Annotated in this window: 20 protein-coding genes and 2 pseudogenes; 16 read left to right on the top strand and 6 right to left on the bottom strand. The window is 71.2% G+C overall.

The annotated features are described in order from the left end of the window. Nucleotides 1-182 precede the first annotated feature (182 nt). Nucleotides 183-452 carry a hypothetical protein gene (locus PV963_RS42080; RefSeq protein WP_274821699.1) on the top strand — a complete coding sequence of 90 codons (270 nt, stop codon included), beginning with the start codon at nucleotides 183-185 and terminating at the stop codon, nucleotides 450-452. Between the two features lie 408 nt (nucleotides 453-860). Here PV963_RS42080 and PV963_RS42085 read toward each other — a convergent pair whose 3' ends face one another. The 5 genes from PV963_RS42085 to PV963_RS42105 all read right to left on the bottom strand — a co-directional run bounded on the left by PV963_RS42085 (nucleotide 861) and on the right by PV963_RS42105 (nucleotide 6,243). Further along, on the bottom strand, nucleotides 861-3,017 hold the full coding sequence (locus tag PV963_RS42085) for a xanthine dehydrogenase family protein molybdopterin-binding subunit (protein WP_274821700.1): 2,157 nt from the start codon (nucleotides 3,015-3,017) through the stop codon (nucleotides 861-863). Then, nucleotides 3,014-4,018, bottom strand: a complete 1,005-nt coding sequence (locus tag PV963_RS42090) for an FAD binding domain-containing protein (RefSeq protein ID WP_274821701.1) — start codon at nucleotides 4,016-4,018, stop codon at nucleotides 3,014-3,016. The genes PV963_RS42085 and PV963_RS42090 overlap by 4 nt, the downstream gene beginning before the upstream one ends. Then, nucleotides 4,015-4,545, bottom strand: coding sequence for a (2Fe-2S)-binding protein (locus tag PV963_RS42095; RefSeq protein ID WP_274822286.1), 531 nt, complete (start codon nucleotides 4,543-4,545; stop codon nucleotides 4,015-4,017). The genes PV963_RS42090 and PV963_RS42095 overlap by 4 nt, the downstream gene beginning before the upstream one ends. Before the next feature lie 80 nt (nucleotides 4,546-4,625). Continuing rightward, nucleotides 4,626-5,732, bottom strand: a complete 1,107-nt coding sequence (locus tag PV963_RS42100) for a hypothetical protein (RefSeq protein WP_274821702.1) — start codon at nucleotides 5,730-5,732, stop codon at nucleotides 4,626-4,628. 337 nt (nucleotides 5,733-6,069) lie between these two features. After that, complete coding sequence (locus tag PV963_RS42105) at nucleotides 6,070-6,243, bottom strand: hypothetical protein (protein ID WP_274822320.1); 174 nt, start codon at nucleotides 6,241-6,243, stop codon at nucleotides 6,070-6,072. Nucleotides 6,244-6,641: 398 nt separating this feature from the next. On the opposite strand from PV963_RS42105, the gene PV963_RS42115 reads away from it, so the two are divergent. From PV963_RS42115 to PV963_RS42155, 9 genes are all read left to right on the top strand, one after another. After that, nucleotides 6,642-6,848 (top strand): VOC family protein, encoded by a 207-nt coding sequence (locus PV963_RS42115; RefSeq protein ID WP_274821703.1) that lies wholly within the window; start codon nucleotides 6,642-6,644, stop codon nucleotides 6,846-6,848. A gap of 259 nt (nucleotides 6,849-7,107) precedes the next feature. Beyond that, nucleotides 7,108-8,166: a hypothetical protein gene (locus tag PV963_RS42120; protein ID WP_274821704.1), complete on the top strand. Its 1,059-nt coding sequence runs from the start codon at nucleotides 7,108-7,110 to the stop codon at nucleotides 8,164-8,166. Nucleotides 8,167-8,309: 143 nt separating this feature from the next. After that, entirely contained in the window at nucleotides 8,310-8,933 is a 624-nt protein-coding gene (locus PV963_RS42125; RefSeq protein WP_274821705.1) for an HAD-IA family hydrolase, read from the top strand. Nucleotides 8,934-8,961: 28 nt separating this feature from the next. Beyond that, complete coding sequence (locus tag PV963_RS42130; protein ID WP_274821706.1) at nucleotides 8,962-9,939, top strand: LacI family DNA-binding transcriptional regulator; 978 nt, start codon at nucleotides 8,962-8,964, stop codon at nucleotides 9,937-9,939. 181 nt (nucleotides 9,940-10,120) lie between these two features. Then, entirely contained in the window at nucleotides 10,121-10,975 is an 855-nt protein-coding gene (locus tag PV963_RS42135; protein ID WP_274821707.1) for a carbohydrate ABC transporter permease, read from the top strand. Beyond that, the gene (locus tag PV963_RS42140) at nucleotides 10,972-11,802 is read left to right on the top strand and encodes a carbohydrate ABC transporter permease (RefSeq protein WP_274821708.1); all 831 of its coding nucleotides are present in this window, start codon (nucleotides 10,972-10,974) and stop codon (nucleotides 11,800-11,802) included. The genes PV963_RS42135 and PV963_RS42140 overlap by 4 nt, the downstream gene beginning before the upstream one ends. Nucleotides 11,803-11,905: 103 nt before the next feature. Beyond that, nucleotides 11,906-13,300 (top strand): extracellular solute-binding protein, encoded by a 1,395-nt coding sequence (locus PV963_RS42145; RefSeq protein WP_274821709.1) that lies wholly within the window; start codon nucleotides 11,906-11,908, stop codon nucleotides 13,298-13,300. Then, entirely contained in the window at nucleotides 13,297-14,001 is a 705-nt protein-coding gene (locus PV963_RS42150) for a 2'-5' RNA ligase family protein (protein ID WP_274821710.1), read from the top strand. Before PV963_RS42145 ends, PV963_RS42150 begins: the two co-directional genes overlap by 4 nt. A gap of 69 nt (nucleotides 14,002-14,070) precedes the next feature. Next, the gene (locus PV963_RS42155) at nucleotides 14,071-14,565 is read left to right on the top strand and encodes a hypothetical protein (RefSeq protein ID WP_274821711.1); all 495 of its coding nucleotides are present in this window, start codon (nucleotides 14,071-14,073) and stop codon (nucleotides 14,563-14,565) included. Between the two features lie 146 nt (nucleotides 14,566-14,711). On the opposite strand, the gene PV963_RS42160 is transcribed toward PV963_RS42155, so the two are convergent. Next, on the bottom strand, nucleotides 14,712-15,905 hold the full coding sequence (locus PV963_RS42160; RefSeq protein WP_274821712.1) for a serine hydrolase domain-containing protein: 1,194 nt from the start codon (nucleotides 15,903-15,905) through the stop codon (nucleotides 14,712-14,714). Nucleotides 15,906-15,995: 90 nt separating this feature from the next. Between PV963_RS42160 and PV963_RS42165 the strand changes: the two genes are divergently transcribed. The 6 genes and pseudogenes from PV963_RS42165 to PV963_RS42195 all read left to right on the top strand — a co-directional run bounded on the left by PV963_RS42165 (nucleotide 15,996) and on the right by PV963_RS42195 (nucleotide 22,972). Next, on the top strand, nucleotides 15,996-16,208 hold the full coding sequence (locus tag PV963_RS42165) for a hypothetical protein (protein WP_274821713.1): 213 nt from the start codon (nucleotides 15,996-15,998) through the stop codon (nucleotides 16,206-16,208). A gap of 159 nt (nucleotides 16,209-16,367) precedes the next feature. Beyond that, nucleotides 16,368-17,891 carry a PstS family phosphate ABC transporter substrate-binding protein gene (locus PV963_RS42170; protein WP_274821714.1) on the top strand — a complete coding sequence of 508 codons (1,524 nt, stop codon included), beginning with the start codon at nucleotides 16,368-16,370 and terminating at the stop codon, nucleotides 17,889-17,891. Nucleotides 17,892-18,328: 437 nt separating this feature from the next. Next, nucleotides 18,329-18,475 (top strand): annotated as a pseudogene (locus PV963_RS42180) (transposase); the annotation flags it as partial. Nucleotides 18,476-18,905: 430 nt separating this feature from the next. Then, nucleotides 18,906-20,589, top strand: a pseudogene (gene murJ, locus PV963_RS42185) (murein biosynthesis integral membrane protein MurJ). Between the two features lie 654 nt (nucleotides 20,590-21,243). Continuing rightward, on the top strand, nucleotides 21,244-22,062 hold the full coding sequence (locus PV963_RS42190; RefSeq protein ID WP_274821715.1) for a class I SAM-dependent DNA methyltransferase: 819 nt from the start codon (nucleotides 21,244-21,246) through the stop codon (nucleotides 22,060-22,062). 706 nt (nucleotides 22,063-22,768) lie between these two features. Continuing rightward, nucleotides 22,769-22,972 (top strand): cold-shock protein, encoded by a 204-nt coding sequence (locus tag PV963_RS42195; protein ID WP_007379522.1) that lies wholly within the window; start codon nucleotides 22,769-22,771, stop codon nucleotides 22,970-22,972. Nucleotides 22,973-23,297 lie beyond the last annotated feature (325 nt).

The raw sequence follows: 23,297 nt of genomic DNA on the forward strand, positions 1-23,297 counted from the left end.
TGGCGTGCCGCGACACGGGGTGTCCCTTCCTGGATTCCCGTTTCCGGCGGCTGTATTGCGACCGAGGCCCGACATGTCGCCGTGTCGGCGGATTTGGGGCGCCAAGTCATGGTCAGCGTAACGTCGCTCGTGACACGACGGGGGGCGCAGGAGCGGCCGCACTCTTCCCCATCGAGGCGAGTATGACCACCTGGGCTTCATGGCCGGGCATCGAGCCCGACGCCCTCGGTTCTCACCCGGTGGCGGGTGCGGGCGCCCAGCCCGCCGCCCCGGGACCGGGCCGCACGAGCCAGGCCGCCGCACGCCCCGCCGCCCCGGTCCCGGACGAGGCGGACAGCAGCTTCGCCAGTCCCGCCGTGACCGGATCGGACCACTCGGATCAGGCGGATGCGCGGGCTGCTACTCCTGGCTTGGGCCAGTCGGACGAGGAGCGTGCGGGCCGCCGCCCCTGACTTCGGCCAGCCGGGCGAGGCGCATGCGCGTGCGGCTGCCCCGGGCTCGGACCGGGCGGACCCGGCGACCCGGCCCGCCGCCCCCCGCTCGCACACGGCGACCGAGCGGTCCACCACCCCCGCCCAAGGCGACGCGAGCACGCAGTCCGCTCCCTCCGGCCCGTACCCGGCGACCGAGCGGTCCGCCGCGCCGGGCCAGGACTGCACGGACCCCGCGCAGGCGCGCCCCGCCCGCACAGGAATGGCTGGACCCGGCTGAAGCACGGCCTGGCACCCCCGCCACGGACCGTACGGACCAGGCGCTAGCCGAGCCCGTCCGGCCCGCCGCGCCCGGCCCGGCCCGGACGAGGTCGCGCAGTCTCCCGGGCCCGACCCTGGCGGCCCCGCTCAGCCCGCCGAGCCCGGCCCCTACGTGCCCCGTACCGGACCGGATCCGCCCGCAGCGGGTCCGGCCCGGGCGCCGTTCGCCGTACGGCGGTCGAGCAACCCGGCCAGCACCCGGTCTGGCGTCAGCGGGAGTTCACGGAAGCGGACACCGGTGGCGTGGTGGAGCGCGTTGCCGATCGCGGCGGCCGTCCCGACGATGCCGATCTCCCCGATCCCCTTGCTGCCCATGGGGTTGAGACGGGGATCGTCCTCGTCCAGCCAGTGCGCCTCGATCTCGGCCACGTCGGCGTGCACCGGAACGTGGTACGACGCGAGGTCAGACTCCGTGAAGTCACCGAACGCGGCGTCCATCGTGCTGCCCTCGGTCAGCGCCATGCCCAGGCCCATCGTCATGCCGCCGACGAACTGGGAACGTGCGGTACGGGCGTTGAGGATGCGCCCCGCGGCGTACACCCCGAGCAGCCGGCCGACCCGGACCTCGCCGGTGACCGTGTCCACGGCGACCTCGGCGAAGTGCGCCCCGAAGGCGTGCCGCGCCCAGTCGCTCTCGGCGTCCGCCGAGCCCGTCGTGTCCGCGCGGGCGTCGAGACCCTGCTCGGGCAGCGGCCCCGGGTGCTCGGCCAGCCGCCGCGCCAGCCGGGCACCCGCCTCGTGGACCGCCCAGCCCCAGGAAGCGGTGCCGGACGAACCGCCGGCCAGCGGCGCCGGCGGGAGTTCGGTGCTGCCGACCTCGATCCGCACCCGCTCCAGCGGTACCCCGAGGGCGTCGGCGCCGACCTGTGCGAGCACGGTCCGGGCCCCCGTACCGATGTCCGTGGCGTTGATCCGCACCAGGAACGTCCCGTCGGGCAGCGCGCGGGCCGACGCCGTGGCGGGCGACACCATGACGGGATACGTCGCCGCCGCCACGCCCGTCCCCAGCAGCAGGGGACCTTCCCGGCGGGAGCCCGGCCGGGGATCGCGCCCGGCCCACCCGAAGCGGCGGGCGCCCTCGCGCAGACACTCCACCAGGTGCCTGCTGCTGAACGGCTTGCCGCTGTCGGGTTCGACGTCCGGTTCGTTGCGGACGCGCAGCTCGACCGGGTCCATGCCCAGCTCGGCGGCGAGTTCGTCCATGGCCGACTCCAGCGCGTACATGCCCGGTGCCTCGCCCGGCGCCCGCATCCACGACGGCGAGGGCACGTCCAGCGCCACGACCCGGTGCTCCGTACGACTGTGGGGCGACGCGTACATCACCCGCGCCGGCACCGCCGCCTGCTCCACGAACTCCTTGATCCGGGAGGTGTGCGTCGTGACCTCGTGCACGAGGGAGGTGAGGCGTCCGTCCGCGTCGGCGCCGAGCCGCAGCCGGTGCAGCGTGGGCGCACGATGCCCGACGACGGCGGGCAGGTACCGGCGGGGCAGCGCCACGGTGACCGCCCGACCGGTCTGCCGCGCCGCCATCGCGGCGAGCACCACGTCGGGCCGTGGCGTGCCCTTGGAGCCGAAGCCGCCGCCGACGTGCTCGGCGGTGACGACGATCCGCTCCTCGGGAATGCCGAACAGCCCGGCGAGCACGGCCTGTACCGCACCGGCGCCCTGGCTGGAGGTGTGCACGGTGAGCCGGCCGTCGTCCCAGCGGGCGGTGCTGGCGTGCGGCTCCATGGGGTGGTTGTGCAACGGCGGCACCCGGTAGGCGACATCGACCCGGGCGGCCGAGGAACCGAACGCCCCGTCGGGGTCGCCCCGTTCGCGGACGGCCGGATACTCGGCGCCTGCGTCCTCGGGGACGTACACACCCGGGTGCGATGCGGTGAGGGTCACATCGTGTTCCTCGGCGGCGTAGTCGACGCGGACCGCGGCGGCACCGGCCCGCGCCGCCTCCAGGGTCTCGGCCACCACCAGGGCCACGAACCAGCCGCGGTGCGGAACCCGGGGGTCCTGGAGCACGGCGAGCGTGGCATCGTCCGGCTCGGCGAGCCGCGGCGCGTTCTCGTGGGTGAGGACGGCGATCACACCGCGCACGGCCAGGGCCGCCGCCGTGTCGACGCCGGTCACCCGGCCCCGGGCGACAGCCGCCGGCACGGGCCAGGCCTGGGCCCGGCCGGGGAAGTGGTACTCGGCGGAGTAGCGGGCGGTGCCGCTGACCTTCTCCCGTCCCTCCCGGCGCTCGGCAGGGACGCCCACGCTGCCGGTCATGAAGTCCTCCTCGTCAGCGTCGCCTGCGCCAGCCGGGACAGCACGTCCACGGCGATCCCCCGGGCCAGCGGCACCTTGTAGGCGTTGTCGCGCAGCGGCTGCGCGGCGGACAGTTCCAGGTCGACGGCGTGCTCGAACGCGGCGGTGGTCGCAGCCGCGCCCAGCAGCGCCTCCTCCGCCCGCCGGGCCCGCCACGGCCGGTGCGCCAGCGCCCCGAACGCGAGCCCCACGTCGCCGACCACACCGTCCGACACCCGCAGCACGGCTGCGACGGACGCGAGCGCGAAGGCGTACGAAGCCCGGTCGCGGGCCTTGCGGTACGCCGACGGCAGCCCTGCCGTGGCGGCCGGCAGCACCACGCCGGTGACCAGCTCGCCGGGCCGGATCACCGTGTCCTGCTGCGGCCGGTCCCCGGGCAGCCGGTGGAAGTCCGCCGCCGCGACACTCCGGGCGCCCTCGGGGCCGTACAGCTCGACACGCCCGTCGAGAGCGGCCAGCGCCACCGCCATGTCCGACGGATGGGTGGCGATGCAGTGCGCGGAGTGCCCGAGCACCGCGTGATCACGGTGGACGCCGTCCCGCGCGCCGCAGCCGCTGCCCGGTTCGCGCTTGTTGCACGGCTTCGACAGGTCCTGGAAGTACGGGCAGCGGGTGCGCTGGAGCAGGTTGCCGCCGGTCGTCGCCGCGTTGCGCAACTGCCCCGACGCCCCCGCGAGCACCGCCTGCGACAGCGCCGGGTACCGGTCGCGCACGAGGGGGTGGGCCGCGAGGTCGCTGTTGCGCGCCATCGCCCCGATCCGCAGCGCACCGTCCGGCAGCTCCTGCACCGCGTCCAGCGGCAGCCGGGTGACGTCGATGAGGGCGGCGGGCCGCTCGACGCCGAGCTTCATCAGATCGACGAGGTTGGTGCCGCCGCCGAGATAGCGGGCGCCGGCGTGGGAGGCGTACGCGGAGGTCGCCTCCTCGACGCTCCCGGCGCGGACGTAGGCGAACTCCTTCACGGGATCACGTCCTCCACGGCCTCGGCGATCCGCGGATACGCACCGCACCGGCACAGGTTGCCGCTCAGCCGCTCCCGGATCTCCGCCCGGTCCAGCGGCACCGGCCCGGCCGAGGGCGTCGCCGGGTCGGTGACGTGCGAGGGGTGACCGGCCGCCGCCTCGGCGAGCATGCCGGCCGCGGAGCAGATCTGGCCCGGGGTGCAGTAGCCGCACTGGAAGGCGTCGCGCTCCAGGAAGGCCCGCTGCAGCGGGTGCGGGCCCTCCCCGTCGCCGGAGAGCCCCTCGACGGTCGTGACCTCACAGCCGTCCAGGGCGACCGCGAACAGCAGACAGCTGTTGACGCGCCGCCCGTCCACCAGGACCGTGCAGGCACCGCACTGGCCGTGGTCGCAGCCCTTCTTGGCACCCGTGAGATCCAGGTCCTCCCGCAGGAGGTCCAGCAGGACCCGCCGGTGGTCGACGGAGAGCGTGTGGGGTTTGCCGTTGACGCGGAGCGTGGTCTCCGAGTGGTACTGGTCGTTGCCCATGGCGTGGAGGACCTTCCCGGCGGGCCGTACTGCAGTACGGACCACGTATCCACCAGACCACGACTGACACGTGCGCCCCGTCAGGAAGAGGACCTGCCCTTGAAGCGTTCGAACGTACGTGTGAGCTGTTGCAGTGGAGAGGCTACGGGAGTGTCGGAGGACTGCTGCCGCACGGGAGCGGCCGCGGCGGACTCCTGGTAGGCGGCCAGGGCCTCGTGGGCGCGTTCGGCGGCCTCCCGGTACAGGTCGCGTGACCTGGTCATGGCCTCCAGTGCCTCGGCGTACATGGCCACGAGCCCGCGCTGACGCTCCAGCTCCTCCTGGAGCGTCAGCAGGTGCCAGTCCTCCCGCAGCGCGGTGAGGGCGTCCTCGGCGCCGTCGGGCAGCGGCCTCGGCAGCGCGGCGTACCGCGTCACCGCGTCGACGAGGTCGGTCGGCTCCGAGCCGTCGAGGAAGACCGCGCGGACGGAGAAGTCCTCGGCCGCGTAACCGTCCGGCGCCGGGGTGCCGGGCAGCACCACGGCACCGCCGCGCGGTACCTGGACTTTCAGATCGCGCAGGGCCCAGTTGAGGCCCCGGTGCTGCTGGGGCGCGGCGCGGTGCTCCACCACACGGTGCCGCAGCCCCGGCGGGAGCCACCGCGCCACCGGCGCCCGGCCGCGGTCGTCGGTGGTCATCGCCTCGTGGACCACCACGTGGATGTGCCACCCGCCGCGCACCGCGTTCCTGAACAGGCGCCGCGTCTCCTTGTCGTCCTGGGGGAGCGGATTGATCTCCCGCAGGGACAGCTCCGCGACGCCGTCCCGGTCCCAGGCGACGTCCGGCTCCTTTGGCCAGAACAGCCCGGCGGGCGACGGCCAGTGGTCGTTCCACGGCTGCTCGGCCTCCGCGACCAGAATCCACTCCTGCCCGCCGTCCGGCCCGGGCGTCACGCCGATCCGGGCCCGCACGGTCACCGTCTCGTCCACCCGCCAGCGGGCCTCGAAGACCCGCTCCGCCGGGGCGGCTTCGGTCCCGGTCTCGGTCCCGGCCTCGGGCAACTCCAGAAAGTCGTCGATGGCCCGACTTCGCTTGCGCTCCTCCAGCGAGCGCCGGAGAACGTCTTCCGCGGCGCCTTCGGCATGGCGGCCTCGGGCCAGCCAGACCGTGGCGGGAGTCATGGGGCGGACGGTGGAGGAGGTCGGCATGGGTCCAACTGTGAACGGGGGCAGGTGCGCCTGCCAGTATCGTCGCCGCAGGCCGACCGGGATAAGCCGGGGTCACACTCGGCGCGGCGCCATGCGGCACCCGGCGGCGCCAGGGAACAGCGCCGGGCGCGCGGCGCGCACGGGGTGTGCGCGCCGCGCGCACATCGGCGGATCACACTCGTGGCCCCACCGGCACCCGGTCCCGACAATGGTCCCCACGAGCAGGGCCCGCCCACCATCCGCATCGGGGCGGGTCCTGCTCGCTTCGCCCGACGCGGTTCACTCCCCGCGCGAGAGGACGGTCCTGGGGTTCGTCGAGCATGCACATCATCCAGGCTCAGTGCCTGATCACCGACTTGCAGCGCATCAGGAACTCGGCGAGGTAGCCGTCGTGCGGCAGACCGGACTCCATCCGGAAGGTCGGGACATCCCCCACGTACGGATTGCTGATCGAGGGTTCCTCCATCAACTCGGTCACCAGACGGTCGTCGTGTGTGATCGCGGTCAGCACCAGACTGTTCCGTAGCGGTCCGACACCCGCCTCGCGCGTCCAGGGGGCCACCCACGCACAGGGGAAGGGGAGTTCGGCGGCGGCTGCGGCGCATCGGGCAGGCAGGAAGAACGACCTGCTGACGTGATGGACGAGGACGCGGCCGCGCTAAGCGGGAGTCGGGGGCCAGTTGGGTACCGCCCCAGCGGATCGCCCGTACCTTCTCGTCGACCAGCTCGGCGAGGTCGTCGCGCCGGGCCAGGCGTTCGAGCAGCGGGGGAGTGATGGTCAGGACGCCGATGTCCTGGGTGCGCAGGACGAACGCGGCCTGGTCGACGAGGTCTTCGGCATAGGTGTCGGCGTCGGCTCCGCGTCCGGCGGCGACGAGTTTCCTCCCCCAGCGCGGGTCGAGGTCGAGGGTGAAGCCCTGCCGTCCGAGCGGCCCCGAGGGCACGGCCGGTTGGATCCTGCACTTCGGTGTCGAGGACATCGACGGCGCGGTGGGCGCGGCGAAGTCACTGGGCGGAACCGTCGTCTCCGGGCCCGCCGAAGTGGCCGGTGTCGGACGGGTCGCCCTCCTGAAGGACCCGGCAGACGTGACCTTCGCCCTGGTCCAGTTCGTCTGACGGCGTCCGAACGCCCTGGTGGGTGGGCCGGCCGGGGCGGCCCGGCCGCCACCCGGACGGACCAAGCGGCTGTGTTCGTCCGCGTCCACGGCGTGTGCTGCCCAGCGGGGCGATATCGCTGAAGGATCCGGCTGCGTCCCACAGGCGATCTTGGCGTGCGTCCCACAGGATGGTGCCGGTTGCCCGGCCATGGGCCGATGAGGGCAGCCGCTTTCCGTGTGCGGCGGACTGCCGCCCAGCTTTCGTCAGGGAGTACCGCATGGCTGTGACGACGGAGGAACTCCTACCGGTGCTGGAGGATGCGCGCCAGGCGCATGTCGCGGTCCTGGACCGGTTCCGGGCGGATACGAGTGTCACGCCGCCGGGCCCGTACCGGCAGATGCTCGAACGCCAGACCATCGAGATCCACAACAGTGTGCAGCGCATCGAGCGCCAGGAACGCACTCTTCGTCCGCGGGGCCTGCTGGGCACCGCTGCCGGTGTGACGCGCTCCGTCTCACAGGGGGCCGTGCGGACGACGATGCTGCCGCTGACGATCGCGTCGAGGATGGTCAGGGGGATGCTGCCCGGCGGGGGTCCGGCCGATCCGCGGCGGTTGATGCGGAACGCGGAGGACGAATACGCGGCTGCGGCGCGTGCACTGGCGGCCTGCCAGGCCGGGGAGGTCCTCGCCGAACAGGTGGACGCCCAGTCCACCGCCGACCTGCTGGGCTCGCTACGCCGGCAGGACGAGAACCTCCTGCGGGAGCTGGAGGACAGCCTGGCCGAACAGGCCCGCACCGTGGCGGCGTCCACGAACGGCTTCGTCCCCCGCGAAGGCGGGAACGGCGGTCTGACCGACGCAGTGGCCCAGACGATGCGCACCGCCTTCGAACGGGCACGGGACGCCGCCGAGCGCGGCATCCGCCTGGCTCAGAGCGCGGCCGAGGGCGCGGGGCGGGAGACGCCAGAGCCCGGCCCCATGGCCGAGGAAGTTCTGGGAGCGGTCAGGCGCGAGGAGGACCTGCCCATTCCCGGGTTCAGCCAGCTCAGCACAGAACAGATCAAGAAGCGGCTGCACACGCTGTCCCAGCTGGATCTGACGGTGATCGAGGGCTACGAGCGCGCCCACGCCCACCGCAAGAGGGTCCTGGACGCCATCGAGCAGCTACGGGAATCCGAGCCGTGGACCGGCTACGACGCCATGGACACGGCTGAGATCACCGCGAGCCTGGAGGACGCCCCCGACGACGTGACCCGCCGGGTACTGCAGTACGAACAACGCCACCGGCGACGCCAGGAGATCATGTCCTCCGCCCGGGCACGAGTGTCGGGCTGAACAGACCTGTCACGGCCGCCGAAGGTATGCGTGTCGGGCGTCCATCCGGACTCCCCGGCGCGCCCCGGCCGGGGCAGTGGTGATTCCCCTCGATGGCAGGGCTGACCCCTGGCGGGGCGGTGAAGCCCGCTATCCTTCCCGGCGTGGAACGTTCCCAAAACACCTCACCGACCATGGTCGTCTGGGATCTGGGCGGCGTCCTGGCGCCGTCGGGCAGTGCGCCGGCCGCCCTCGCCGAGGCCCTCGATGTGCCCGAGTCCCAACTGGCCGCCCCGTACTGGACCCACCGGGACGCCTACGACCTGGGCGCCTCCCCGGAGACGTACTGGCGCCTGGTCGCCGACGCGCTCGGGCGCCCGCTCGACGGGGCGTGGGTCGATCGCCTCGACCGGATCGACACCGGATACTGGGCGACCCTCGCCTCCGACGCCGCGGCACTGCTGGCCAGGCTGACGGAGCGGGGAACGCCGCTGGGGATCCTCTCCAACGCCCCGGGCTCGCTGGCGCGGGCGGTCCGGCGGGCGCCGTGGAGCACTCGCTTCGAAGCCCTGGTCTTCTCGTCGGATCTCGGCCTGATGAAACCGGACCCGCTCGTCTACCGGGCCGCCGACGAACGGCTGGGCCGCGCACCGTCGGAGGTGGTCTTCTTCGACGACCGGCCGGAGAACGTCGCGGCGGCCGGCGCCCACGGCTGGCGCGCGCACGTGTGGACCGGGGCCGAGGCCGCCGCGGCGGTTCTCGCGCGGGAGGGCGTGCTCGATGACTGACCGGCCGCGCAACCCGACGATCATAGATGTGGCACGGCAGGCCGGCGTGTCCAAGTCGGTGGTGTCCCGCGTCGTCTCGGGGCGTGGCAGCGTGGGGGAGGAGACCCGGCAGCGGGTCCTCGAAGCCGCGCAGGAGCTGGGCTACGTCGTCAACGCGTCCGCGCGGGCCATGGTGGCCCACCGTACGTACACCGTCGGGGCGTTCGTGCGCGATGCCGCGACCCCCTTCTACGGCCACCTGCTCACGGCGATGCAGGAGCGCGCCGCGTTCCACGGCTACCGGGTGGTCACCGCGACCGGGTCGGGCCGCTTCGAGGCCGACGACGAGTACCGGGCCCTGGAGACCCTCGCGATGCTGCGCGTCGAGGCACTGGCCGTGTGCAGCGGGCTGCTGCCGAGCGAGCGGATCCTGCCGTTCGCCGAGCGGTTGCCGACCGTGGTGGCGGGACGTCCTGAGACCCATCCCAGCATCACCAGCGTCTACTGCGACGAGGACGAGGGCGGCGCCGCGCTGGCGGACCACCTCGTCGAGCTGGGGCACCGCGAGGTCGCGGTGATCATGGTGCCGACGAGCAGTTCCGTGTCGATGGGACCACGGACGCAGGCCATGGCCCGCCGCCTGCGGGAGCGCGGTGCGCGTGTGCTGGAGATCCCGGGGCTGCACCGGGAGACGGCCGGCGCGTGGGTGAGCGAGGTGCTGCGGCATCCCGGGATCACCGCGGTGATGGCCCCCAGCGACCGCCTCGGGGTCGCCCTGCTGGAACAGCTCCGGCTCCGGGGCGTGTCCGTGCCCGGGAAACTGTCCGTCACCGGCTACGACGGGATCGGCGACCTGGCGACGCCCCTGATCGGGCTGACGCACTGGCGCCAGCCTGTGGACCTGATCGGCAGTCAAGCCGTGGACGCGCTGGTGCAGCTGCTCGACGGGGAGCAGCCGCCCGACCATCACCGGGCGCTGCCCGGCTCGCTGGTCGTGGGGCGGACGACAGCGCCACCGACGCGCTGACAGGACCTTTACGAAGTGTTCACGCATCGGGGCCTTGGGAGGCCGGATTCCGAGTGGGAACGTTCCACTCATGAATGGGAACGTTCCACTCGGTCGCGGCGAACCGCCCGGACCACTGCGTGGACGGCGCATACGGCGTCGGTCGCACGCACCGGCCGCCCCGGCCGGACCTCGCCCCGCTATGGCCGCCTGGCTGATGGCCCTGCCCTGCGTCGGGCTGCTGCTCGTCTTCGCCTACTGGCCCGTCGTCCGAGGCGTCGTACTGAGCCTGTACGGCACCGACCTGCTGGGTAACCCCTCGAGGTTCGTCGGCGTCGCCCACTACGTCGACATGGTCACCGACCCGGACATGCGGCGGGCGCTGCTCACCACCGGGGTGATCGCCGGGCTCAGCGTGCTGCTCTCCGTGGGCGGCGCGCTCGCCGCGGTTCTCCCGCTGCGCCGGGCCGCCCGCAGGCCGCGGGCCGTGGTGTCGGTCCTGCTGTCCCTGCCGTTCGCCTATTCGGCGGCGGCGTCGGCGGCCGTGTTCGCGGGGCTGCTCGCGCCCGCGGTCGGCACGCTCAACCAGGTGCTGGCCCACGTGGGCGTCACCGGCCCGCAGTGGCTGCAGTCCCCTGCGTGGGCCGTCGTCAGCGTCTCGCTCGCCACCGCCTGGTACGAGTTCGGTTTCGCCTTCCTCGTGCTGCTGGCCGCGCTGAACCAGCTCGACCAGTCGGTCGTCGAGGCGGCGGCGCTCGACGGCGCGTCCGGGCTGCGGCTCGCCCGGTCGGTGATCATCCCCATGCTCCGGCCGAGCCTGGTGTTCCTCCTGGTCACCCAGACCATCAGCGGACTGCAGGTGTTCACCCAGGTCCAGGTGCTCACCCGGGGCGGTCCGGCAGGGGCGACGTCGACCCTGGTGTACGACCTGTACCAGCGCGCGTTCGGCGAGGCGCTGCCCCAGGTCGGCACCGCCTCGGCCCTGGCCGTGGTCCTGCTGGCCCTCGTCCTGGTGATCACCGCGCTCCAGTTCCGGGTACTGCGGAGGTGGGCATGACGCCGCCGACACGCCTTCAGGCCGGCTCCGTACTGCGCTGGTTGTGGCTCGCCGCCGTCGTGGTGGCCGTCACGTTCCCCGTCTATGTCACCGTCGTCACCGCGCTGCTCCCGCCGGGCGACGTCGCGGGCGGCCGTCTCGTGCCGGTGCCGGACCGGCTGACGCTGGCCAACGTGCGCACCGCGCTGGACTCCGCGCCGCTGTCCCGGCAGTACCTGGTGAGTGTGGCCGTCACCGTCCTGCAGTCGGCCGCACAGCTGACCACGGCCGCGCTGGCCGCGTACGCGCTCGTCTTCCCCCGCTGGCGCGGCCGAGGCACCGCCTTCGCCCTGGTGCTGGCCACCCTCGCCTTCCCCGGAGAGAGCCTGGTCATCCCCAACTTCGAACTCGCCACCGCGCTCGGGCTGCGCGACACCCTGCTCGGGATCGTCATCCCGTACCTGGCGGCCGGCTACGCGGTCTTCCTGCTCCGCCAGGCGTTCCTCGCGCTGCCGCGGGAGGCCTGGGAGGCCGCCCGGCTGGACGGCTGCGGTGACCTGCGTGCGCTCGTGCACGTCGTACTGCCCATGGCGCGGCCGCAGTTGGTCACGGCGGCGATGTGGTGCGCCCTGTCGGCGTGGAACGGCTACTTCTGGCCGTTGCTGATCACCGACTCCCCTCAGCGCCGCACCATCCAGGTCGGCCTCGCCCAACTCGTCGTGGACCAGGCGACCTCCCCTGCGGTGATCTACGCCGGGACGTTGCTCGTTCTGCTGCCGACCTTGGTGCTCGTGCTGTTCGGGCAGCGGTTCCTCGTCCGAGGGCTGGCGTCGCGGGTCGGCACGTAAGCACTTCGCTGCGTGGCCGACTGCGGGGCGTCCGCGGCTGGTCGCGCGGTTCCCCGCGCCCCTGTCGGGGCGCTTCACGTACCAGGAAAGGAAACAGTCCCGCATGTCCTCACGACCCAGAAGCCCGTACCTCGCGACCGCCTGCCTGTTGACCGCCGGCGCCCTGACTCTCACCGCCTGCGAAGGCTCCAGCTCCGGCGACGAAGCCACCGACGCCGCGCCGGGCCCCTCCGCGCTGGCCGCCGCGAAGGGGCCGGTGACCGTGACCCTGTGGCACGGGTTCGGCGGCCCGGCCGGTGAGGCGTTCCAGAAGGAGATCGACGCCTTCAACAAGGCCAACAGCGGCAAGATCGTGGTCAAGTCCTCGTTCCAGGGCAACTACACCGACGTCATCGCCAAGTACACCTCCGCGATCCGCGACGGCGGCACGCCGAGCATCCTGGTCTCCAACGACACCACCACCGGCTATCTGCGCGACGTCAAGCAGACGGTCTCCGCCGAGGCGATGGCAGCCGCGAACCCGAAGGACCTGGACCTCGACCGGATCCGCCCGGCCGCGCGCAACTACTACACGGCCGACGGCGAGTTGCTCGCCGTACCGCTGAACACGTCCATGCCGCTGCTGTACGTCAATGACAAGCTGCTGGACCGGGCGGGCGTCGACCGTTCCACCCTCGGCACGCTGGATGGCGTGGCCGCGGCCGCCCGCAAGATCCACGCCGAGGTGCCCGGAGTCAAGGGCATCGACCAGCCCTTCGACGGCTGGTGGTTCGAGCAGCTCACGGCCGCGGCCGGGGCCCCCTACTGCACGCCCGACAACGGCCGCGAGGGCGACGGGGCCACGGCACTGTCGCTGACCAGTGGGCCCCAGCGCAAGGCGATCGGCACCATGGCGAAGCTCTACACCGACGGCGTCGCGCTCGACACCGGCGCCGAAGGCAACAACGCCCTGTCCGCCTTCGCCGCGGGCAAGACCGCCATGATGTTCAACTCCAGCGGCGCCATCGGCACCCTCAAGGAAACGGGCATGACCGGGTTCACCGCCGTGCCGTACCCCCTGTCGGGTTCGCGGTCCGCCGCGGGGGCCGTGATCGGCGGTGCCGCGATGTGGGTGGACCAGGCCGGGCACAGCAAGGCCGAACAGGTGGCGAGCTGGAAGGTGATCAGCCACCTGGCGTCCGCCGAGGCGCAGGAGCGATTCGCCATGGCATCCGGCTACGCCCCGGTCAACACCGGTGTGGACAACTCGCCCACCTGGAAGCGGTTCCTCGCGAAGAACGAGCCCTACGCCGTACTCGGCAAACAGTTCGCCGACACCCCGGCCACGACGGCGACCTCGGGCTGTCTGACCGGCGCGATGTCCGGCGTACGCGCCGTGGTCGTACCGGAGTTGCAGCAGGCCTTCAACGGCAAGACCTCCCTCGACACCGCGCTGAAGGCGGCGGAGAAGGCGGGAACGGCCAAGATCGAGGACTACCGAGAGCAGGCCGGCCAGTGACCGTGACCTCGAACCACACGGCGGTTTCGCCGGCCGTGGAGGCGACCTCGACCGAACCGACCGGACGCTTCGCGCAGGCCCCCGGCGACCCGTACCGTTACGGCGTCTACCTGCGCCCGGACCCCGCGACCTGCGCCGCCGTCACCGCCGTGACCTCCCAACTCCGGGCACAGTACGGGGTCGTCTCGGCCGGCGCGTTCCCGCCCCACGCGACCCTGGCCGGCAGCCGGCACATCACGGCTCCGATCGAGGAGATCATCGCCGCGGTCACCCGAGGACTGGCCGAAGCCTCGGCCTTCACCGTCCACAACGCCGGGATCCGACGCCAGGGAGCGGGCCTGGTCTACGACGTCCACCACCTTGCCGACGGCATCACTCCGAACACGTCGTTCACGGACCTGGCCGCCCTGGTCGACGAGGCCGTCGTGCCGCTGGAGACTCCGGCGCCGAACCCCGCGGAAGACCGTTTCGCCGCGGACACCTTCCGAGCCCATCTGTCGCTGGTGTCGCACGACATGGACGTGCGCCCCGACCTTTCCGAAGAGCTGGAGGAGTACGTGCGGGCACTGCCGGTGTCGTTCCCGCAGAGCTTCCCCGCAGACGCCGTCGCCCTCTACCGCACCCGCAGCGACGACTGGTCGGGTCGCTGGTGGCAGACCCTCACCTGGGAGCACCTCCACACCTGGCGCCTGCCGCGCTGAGCGGCTGTACTGCTCCTGGGGCGGCGCGGCTGCCCGGCCGGGGAGGGGTCCCGGTCGGGACGGGGTTCCATGGTGACCATGATGCGTAGAACGTCATCCACCGCCGTCGTCGCCGTTGTTGTCGCTGTCGTGTTGGCCGCACTCACGTCGTGTTCCTCGGATGCTTCGGACGGGTCCGGCTCCGGGTCACCGGCGTCCGACCCCACGCCGACCCCCACGGAGACGACCACGCCGTCGCCCTCGCCGACCGGGCCGTGCGCTGATGGGAAGTGCGAGATCGAGGTCGCCGTGGGGGACGTCGTGACAGTGCCGGAAAAGTACGGCCTCGGGCCGATCGAGGTGAGGGCGATCACCGGCGGCGCGGTCGAGATGGTCGCGCCGCTGACGGGGTCGGGCTACAGCGTTTCGGGCTGTTCCGGTGGCGGTGGTGTGTCGTCGGACGGCGGCGGCGTCGGACTGAACTGCGGCGAGGGAACCGTCGCGACCATCAACGACGCCATGAGCCTGGAGGTCGTCGAGATCCTCGACACCGCCGCCGTCCTCCGTATCGAACCCGCCGGGTGACGTATGCGTCACAGAGGTGTGATCGTCGGTGGAGGTCTGGGCCACGGTGTCGGCTTCCAGGGGGTCGATGAGGCCGGGGCCGAGGATGCGGCGGCAGTCGTAGCAGCCATCAACGAGTGGCTGTGACCAGCACGTTCGGTATACGCCTAGGGCGCCGAGTCTTCAGCGCTCGGGCCGCGGGTGAGCAGGTTGGCGACCCGAGCGATCATCTGGCTCTCCTCGCCGTTGCGGGCGGTCGTCGGGTGGTACGCGAGCACGAAGCGGCGCCGCTGGTCACGGGTGGAGAATGCGGCGTTCTTGTAGCCGTACGTCTCGCCGGTCTTGCCCCAGAGGGTCACGCCGTTGACGGTGGCCTGCTGCAGGCCGGTGCTGTAGCGGGCCGGGGAGCCGTCCAGCATGCGCACGTCGTTCGGGGGCAGGGTGAACATCAGCTGGAGCAGCTCAGGCGGGAGCAACTCGCCGGAGAACAGCGCGGCGAGCATCCGGTCGAGGTCGCTCGTGGTGGAGATCATGTCGCCCTCGCCGCGGGAGGACGACTGGTCGTAGGTGGTGATGTCCCGCAGGCTGCCGTCGGCCATCCGCAGGTAGCCGTGCACGTGCCGGTCGTGGATGCGCGGGTCGTTGCCGGGCACGACGGTGCGTGCCAGGCCCAGCGGACGCAGGATGCGGGCCGTGACGGCTTCCCCGTACGGGCGGCCGGTCACCTTGTCGATGATCAGTGCGGCCAGTACGTAGTTGATGCCGCGGTACTCCTGCCGGGTGCCCGGGGCGAACTTCAGCGGCCCGTGCGTCGCCGTCGCCACCCACTCCTGCGGCGTCCAGTGGTCGAAGCGGTGGCGGAACACCTCCTCCGCGGTCTCCGGCTCCGGGATGCCGACGTGGTCGGGCAGTCCGCTGGTGTGGTTCAACAGGTGCGCCACGGTGACCGCCGCGAAGCGGGCAGGCAGCAGTCCCGGCAGGACGCGCCGCACCGGCGCGTCCAGGTCGACCCGGTCTTCCGCTACCAGCTGCAGCACCACCGTGGCGACGAAGACCTTGGTGATGCTGCCGATCCGGACCTTGTCATGTGCCGTCACCGGCCGCCGCGTGCTGATGTCGGCCACGCCCGAGGTGCCGCACCAGTGGCCGGCCGTGCCGCCGACGCGCAGCTGGGCCGCGGTCGACGGTGGATGCTCCAGGTCGTCGATCGCCGCCCGCAGGGCACGGGGATCCAGCGGCGGGAGCAGTGCGGACGAGGCGCTGGCGCGGAGCGCGGGCAGCGCCGCGGTGGCGGCCAGCGCGGCCGTCCCTAACAGGGTGGCGCCCGCAAAGGCCCTTCGTGACATGCGTGTTGAGTTCATGCCCCTCACACTGTCAGCGGGCACGCACCCGAGCATCGGGGTTCGTCCCGGAGCGATCCCCGATCACACCCTGACCCGTCCCGCACACGGATGACCTTCCTGACATCAGCACATTCGATACCCGCCCGAGCGGTGTTCCTGATCGGGTTCGCGGCCACCGCTGCACAGTTGTCGGCAACGCACAAGCACCACGACGTTCTCGACACAGGTGGCACCGGCGAGGTTACGCAGAGCGCCGAGTCCCTCGTGTTCGGCATCGGCCGGGTTTCGCCCACCGGGACCTCGGCGGTCGAAGCACACTGAAAGACACCGACCTGGCCCGCGTGTGGTACCGCTGAAGTCGCGTATCCCATGAGGAAGTTGAACGTAGAGCGAACATTTGCGTCAGAGCTGTGACGCGCTGTTCGGACAGACATACGGTGACCCCACCATCTGAGCTCTGAGAGTGGCGGGGGACCACCAGTGGAGTGGCTGAGCATCGAGAACGTCATCGCCATCGGCACATCCGCCCTCGGTCTCCTCGTGCCCATCGCGATGTTCCTGTACGACCGCCGGGTGCCGCGCCGCAAGCTGATCGGCTACCGCGTACAGATGGACAGCCCCATAGGCGACGGGTCGTCCAACCCCCGTCTGGGCGATTTCGACGTACCGAACATGGCCGACGCGTCGCTCGTCCTGCTGCGCATCGAGAACGACGGATCGCAGAGCGTCGCCGACAACGACTACACCTCGTCCGAGGTCCACGGTCTGACCGCCGAGTTCACGGGCCGCACGGTCCAGGCCGTCGCGGTCACCCAGCCGTCCGGCATCGAGCATCTGAACAGTCACTTCACGAGCGCCAACGGGTTCGAACACGTCGGCAGCACGGTGACCATTCCGCGCGTCCCGCTCAATCCGGGCGACCACTTCAAGCTGTTGGTGCTGCTCTCCGGTGGTCCGGCCGAAGGGGAGGTCAAGCTGATCGGCGGCCTCCGGGACGGCCGGGTCCATCGCAACAGCGCTCCGAAGCCGGACGAGAAGCTGCGTACGTTCAGTCTCCCGGCCCGGCTGCTCAGCGGCGCGCTGGCCCTCGCCGTGCTCGCGCTCGCCGGCATCATCGTGCTGCGTGTCGGCAATCCGATCGAGTGCGAGCAGGGCGAGTTGACCCTGACGGGCTCGACCGCCTTCGAGCCCGTCGTCCAGACGCTCGCCAAGCAGTACGAGAACAAGTGCCAGGGCGCCGACATCTCCGTCGAGGCGCGAGGCAGCGAGGACGGCGTGTCCGCACTCGCGGAGCTGGGTGAGCGGTCGCCGAGCGCCGCGCAGTCAGTGATCGCCTTCTCGGACGGGCCGATGGGGGAGCGCTGGGACCTGACGGGGAAGGAGGTCGCGCTGTCCTTCTTCACCCTCGTCGTCCACAAAGGCATCGATCTCGGCCCGCACGGACTGTCGCCCCAGGAGGTGCGGGACATCTATGCGGGCAAGTACCAGCGCTGGGGCCAGGTTGTTCCCGGCCAGGAGGAGATCGCCGACCTGCCGATCGTCCTGGTCAGCCGGGGCGACGAGTCGGGTACGCGGCAGATCTTCCAGGACCGGGTGCTCAAGGGGTGGGAGCAGGCGCCGAGCACGTCACTGGACTGCAGGCCGCCCGAGCGGGCCGGTGACACCGTCACGCGCTGCGAACTCGGCTCGACCAGAGCTGTGCTGAACAAGGTCGAGGAACAGCCCGGCGCCATCGGCTACAGCGAAGTCGGCCTCGCCAAAGACCGGGGCGACAAGGTGACGATGGTTCCCCTGGCCGGCGACTGGCCCGGCGACCGGCAGATCGACCTGGGCGCCGGCCACTACCCGTACAAGGACATCGAGTACGCCTACACCTACGCCCCCCCTCGTGCCGGCTCCCTCGCCGCCAGCTTCCTGGCCTACCTCGACGAGACCACCAGCCAGAACGTGATCCGAGGCAAGGGGCACCTGCCGTGCCTGCGGGAGCCGGAGCAGTGCCGGTGAGGCTCCCGCCCCACCTGCCGGAGCTTGACGTGATTGCGGCATGCCTGATGTGCCCCCTGGGGACAGCGGGTGCCATGTCCCCCCCCAACGGCTGGGCCTGCGGCGAACAGTTGCCCAGGCCCCCGCTTGCCCGCCGGCCCCTCCGGCAAGCTTCTGTCGCGGATGAGCCATACAGGCGGTGACCGACCCAGCCGGGCGTACTGCTACGGATCCCGCCCGCGCTGCCCGGCCGAGCCCGCGGTCTCACCGCGACCCGGCCCACCGGATCATCCGGACCTGTGAACACCAGGGCTCCCCGGTCCTCGCCGACCGCGCCCGCAGTGTCGGAGTTCCCGCCGGGGCAGCACCGCCAAGCGTCCCGCGGCCGCCGCCAGCCGCTGACGCCGGACCGGGACCTGCTCTGCGGGTCTTGTACGTGCTGCACACAGTTCGTCCGACAGCACCACCTGATCACCGACCGGCACGGCACCCCGCTCGCGGTCCCGCTGACCGGAGGCAACCGCAATGGCGTCACTCATCTGTTGCCGCTGCTCGGCCGTACGCGCCGCAAGCCGGACTCGCTGTTCGCCGACCGAGGCTACGACATCTGTGCCAGCCGTTGTAAAAGAGGCGTTCGAGCGCGACCCGGTACTGCTTCGTGACGCGGTCGAGGTCCTCCCGGCCGGCGTGCAGAGTCTCGATCAGCACCTTGTACGCACCCACGGCATCGCGGCCCAGCAGGTCGACCTCGGCAGCCACGGCAAGGCCACGGTAGCGGTCGATCACCGAGGCATCGCCCGGGCGGCGCTGGTGCTGGTAGGTGGCCAACAGCCTGGCGAGTCCCACAGTGAGTTGTACGGGAACCCGATTCGCTGTGCCTGCGTGACGGCTTGGGCCAGTCGGTGATCGGTACGTTCAGGCTTTGCTCGCCAGGGCTGCTGACTGCCGAGAATCGCCCGCAGCACCAGGGATGAGGTCTGCTGCGTGACGTCGGCAGATTGTGGCCGTGGAACCTTGAGGACATAGGTTGACGGCATGGTGGAGGGGGCGGACTCCGCGGCGCAGACCATGCCGCAGGAGCAGCAGACAAGGGGGCGGCATGCCGCCCGGCGGAAGAAGGACGAGGGCGGGCTGGCTCGTTCGTCCTTACTGATGGCTGTCGGCACGGTGGTGTCACGAGCGACGGGGCTAATCCGTCAGGTGCTGCAGGCCGCAGCGCTGGGCACAGGCTTGCTGGCCAGTACGTACAACACGGCGAACACCGTGCCGACGAGCCTGTACACGCTGCTGATCGGTGGCGCGCTCAATGCCGTGCTGGTGCCGCAGCTGGTCCGAGCCAGGGCAACGCAGCCCGATGGCGGACGCGCTCACGAGCAGCGTCTGGTCACGCTCGTGGTGTGCGTACTGGGTGTGGGGACGGCGCTGGCGGTGTGGGCGGCGCCGCAGATCGTGGGCCTGTACATGCGGGACACCCCCAGACAGTCACGAGGCGTTCGAGCTGACGGTGACGTTCGCGCGGTTCCTGTTGCCGCAGATCTTCTTCTACGGGCTCTTCAGCATCTATGGGCAAGTGTTGAACGCCCGCGAGAAGTTCGGCGCGATGATGTGGACCCCGGTGCTGAACAACGTCGTGCTGATCGGCATGTTCGCGGCCTACCTGGGGCTGATGACGGTTCCCGACCGGGTGGAGGACATCACCGCCGACCAGGTGCAGTTGCTGGGGATCGGGACGACGGCAGGCATCGCCGTGCAGGCCTTGGCGCTGATCCCGTTCGCGCGGGCGGCCGGTTTCCGGTTCCGGCCACGGTTCGACTGGCGGGGCACCGGCCTGGGCAAGAGCGTCCACGCGGCGAAGTGGACACTGCTGTTCGTCCTGGCCAACCAGGTCGCCCTGACGGTGGTCACGAACTACGCCAACGCCGCCGACCAGAAACTGCCCCAGGCCGGCGCGGGCTACGCGGCCTACACCTACGCGCAGACCATCTGGATGCTGCCGCAGTCGATCGTGACGGTGTCCCTGGTGACGGCGCTGCTGCCGCGCATGAGCCGGGCCGTCGCTGAGGGGCGCATCCCGGATCTACGCGTGGACCTGTCCCGGGTGCTGCGGATCAGCGGCGTGGTCATCGTGCCCGCCGCGTTCCTCTTCCTCGCTCTGGGGCCGCAGATCTCATCGCTGCTGTTCGCCCATGGAGCGGCGGACGCCGCCTCGGCCCGCCCGCCGGGGTACATGCTGCAGGCGTTCGGACTCGGGCTCATCCCTTTCTCCGCCCAGTACCTCTTGCTGCGCGGCTTCTACGCCTTCGAGGACACCCGCACTCCCTTCTTCATGGCCGCCTGGATCGCGGGGGTGAACATCGCCCTGGCCACCGCGTGTCACTTGCTGCTGCCTGCCCGCTGGGCCGTGGTCGGCATGGCCGGGGCCTACACCCTCTCCTACGTGGCCGGTCTCGCACTCACCGCGCATCTGCTGCGCAGGAGACTTGGGGGCCGCATCGACGACGGCGATCTGCGCCGCACCTACGTAAAACTGTTCTGCGCCGCGGGCCCGGCTGCAGGACTGGGCTGGGTTGCAGCGCGTGCGTGCGCGGACCTGGGAAGTGGAACGTGGCCTACGGCCATCGCACTGGTTGCCGGGGCGCTCGCAACAGCCATGGGGTATCTCCTCCTCGCTCGGCTGATGAAGGCCAACGAGTTGCGTCGCCTGCCCGGAATGCGTTGAGTCCAGGTGGACGAGGCTGTGGACGGTCCTGCGTGCGGTCGGCGATGTAGTCCGTCCAGTCGCGCTTGGCCAGGGTGGCCCACCGGGTCGCCTTGCTCACACAGTTCGTGGCGGTGTGCCCACTGCAGGAACAGGCGAATGTCCCCGCGTTGGCGCTTGTCTTGGGAAGCCAGCGGTCAAGAGCCGGCTGGTTGAGGTCGGCCAGGGCGATGCCGTCGTCGTCCAGCCAGTCCAGCGGTTCCAGCGGCCGCTGGATGAGGGAGCGCGTCCGCGCCACTGACATACCAGTGCGCGAAGGGGCTGACGATCAGCCTGCTGATCAGCGGTGACGCGGTCGATGCCCTCGCGGCGACATTCGGCGCCGTCGTTTACCTGTCAATTTGGGCACAAAAGGGCTGCTCCGGCGTGAGTATGTTCGAGTGTGGGTCGGCGGCCGGTGGCCATCGCCGCGTCCGCAGGAGCGAGGCCCGCCGTCGGGTGTGTGTCGCGCGGGGGATGGCGTGTGCCGTGGGCGGCCGCCCATTACATTGGCCCGCGGCCCACCCGCGACGGTCCGTTGCGCTGGTGACACTTGGTCGGTCACCGGCACGTTTTCATCGCTTGCCAGAGGCCGCTCCCCGTATCGGGGACGCCCTTCGTACGGAGGTCACTGCCATGACGCAGGATGCGAAGTCCCCGAAGAAGATGCAGCGTAACCGCTCCACACTCACCCACAAGCTCGGCTACGCCCTGACCCACCCCGGCCGTGTCGCCCCGTATCTGCGTCGGGCCTCCCGCGACACCTGGCTGCGCCTCAAGCATCGTGATCACGTCGGCTATTACCGCGCGGTCATGGCCTCGGACACCCGGCGCAACCCGGAGGCGGCTGTCGGCAGCCAGACCCACGAACGCTGGTTGGCACTCGGGCAGATGCAGTTCGACTACCTGGTCGAGCACGGGCTGCGCCCGGAGCACAGGATGCTCGACATCGGCTGTGGCAACCTGCGCGGCGGCTGGCGCTTCATCGACTACCTCGACACCGGCAACTACTACGGCATCGACATCTCGCCGGACATCCTGATCGCCGCCAAGAAGACCCTCGTCGAGCGCGGGCTCCAGGACAAACTGCCGCACCTGACCATCACCGGCGACCTCACCCTGGACTTCCTGCCCGACGACCACTTCGACGTCGTACACGCGCACAGCGTCTTCTCCCACTCGCCGCCGGCACTGATCGAGGAGTGCCTCGCCCATGTCGGTCGCATTCTGACCGACAAGGGGTTCTTCGACTTCACCTTCGACCGTACGGAGGGCACCGAACACCAGGTGCTGCGCGAGGACTTCTACTACCGCACCGAGACCCTCTTGGCCATGGCTCGCAAGCACGGCCTTCACGGCAGTTTCATGGACGACTGGGAGAAGCGGCCCCACGGCCAGTCGAAAATCCGGGTGAGCCGCTCCCCGCTGCCGGCTCTCGACCAGCACGACGGCTGACCCGGCGCCGGCTGCCGGTTGCGGCTTCGTCGTTGTGGGCGATGCCGGTCAGATGCCTGTCAGTTGCCGGGCCGCGGGGAGGGATGGGCTTTGAGGGCGTGACCGGGCCGCCGCTGAGAGCGCACTGGGCGACCGAGACCATGCACGTTCGCGGTCGGTCCCGGGCCGAGCAGCCCGAAGCCCCCACCAGCCCTCCGGCCCGCCCGGCCTCGTAACAGGCAGCCGCCGCAGTGACCGCCTGGGAGACACGGCTCTGATCAGTGAGTAGAGCCGCCAGCCGCATTGGTCGCGCAGGGTGACGGTGTCGGCGCGGGCGGCGACGGCGCGGATCGCGGGCGCGGCGCGCGAGACGTCATCGGAGCTGTCAGGACTACGACGAGCGCTCTCATCGCGGCCTCCGGGCGGTTTCGCAGACGGTCGCGAGTGGGGCTTTTCGTCGTGGGAAGGAGAACGACCAGCCCCCGGCCATGGACGGCCGCGCCGGGCTGGAGCGAGGAGCCGACCAACGGGGACGATCCACGGCCGTGCCGTTAGCGACTGCCGACCGCGCGGTGTAGCGTCGTTATGTAGCAGTCGTGGTTCCGAAGTCTCGTTCGCCCGTGATCACGATCATGGGCGTTCTTGCTGTTCAGCGCCGCTCCGGACCAGGGCGATCACCTCCCGGGCCTGCAGGGTGCGAGCTCGGGTTTCCTCGAAGGAGCAGGCCATGGCCAAGGGCACCGTGAAGTGGTTCAACAGCGAAAAGGGATTCGGCTTCATCGAGCAGGAGGGCGGCGGACCTGACGTCTTCGCCCACTACTCCAACATTGCCGCTCAGGGCTTCCGTGAGCTGCAGGAGGGGCAGAAAGTCGAGTTCGACGTCACGCAGGGCCAGAAGGGACCCCAGGCGGAGAACATCCGGCCGGCGTGACCACAGCGCCGCGCAAGGACGGACCGGCGCTGGGGGTGTGACACTCGTGGTCACCGGTGTGCTGTCACCGGTGAGCCGTGAATGCGGCTCCGCAAGGCCCGCGTCCCCCCGTTGTGCGGGTCGTTGCCCTCGGGGCGGGCAGGTGTTCCCCCGGCGCCTGCCCGCCCCGCCCCTCAAGGCCCACGGCCCGCGAGCAGGCCGCTGCGGCGTGCTGCCGGTGGGACACGACACGACGGCCGTCACCGTCTTGCCCGCCGCGTGGATCTTCACCTGCACGTCCGCCGAGAGTTCCTGCACTGCATTCCAGCCGATTCCGCCCGGCACC

Origin of the sequence: Streptomyces coeruleorubidus, from assembly GCF_028885415.1 — a bacterium.
GTDB lineage: Bacteria > Actinomycetota > Actinomycetes > Streptomycetales > Streptomycetaceae > Streptomyces > Streptomyces coeruleorubidus_A.